Genomic DNA, 263 nt, shown 5'->3' with positions numbered 1-263 from the left:
GCAGCTCCAGCGCGGCCAGCTTCAGGCCCTTGCGCTCGATGCGGGAGATGACCTCGCCGACCAGGCCGCGGGCCACACCGTCGGGCTTGACCAGGACAAGGGTGCGCTCGCTCACGGCGTTCCTACTCTTTCGTGCAAGTGGACGTTTCGGTGTGCGCAGGGTAACCGGTCAGCTCCGCCACCTGATCGGCAGCCGTTTCAAGCCGTTCTGGAAGTTCGACCGCAGTCGCACCGGTTCGCCCGCCAGCTCCACCTCGCCGAGC

At 67.3% G+C, this 263-nt stretch carries 1 protein-coding gene; it reads right to left on the bottom strand.

All coding sequences use genetic code 11. The annotated features are described in order from the left end of the window. On the bottom strand, window positions 1-115 hold a 115-nt coding region (locus tag CCN37_RS24690), incomplete at its 3' end, for a nucleoside-diphosphate kinase (RefSeq protein WP_305764718.1). Window positions 116-263: the final 148 nt, after the last annotated feature.

The sequence above is a fragment of the Allokutzneria sp. NRRL B-24872 genome (assembly GCF_002155965.1).
GTDB lineage: Bacteria > Actinomycetota > Actinomycetes > Mycobacteriales > Pseudonocardiaceae > Allokutzneria.
This window is presented reverse-complemented; position numbering and strand designations above follow the sequence as displayed.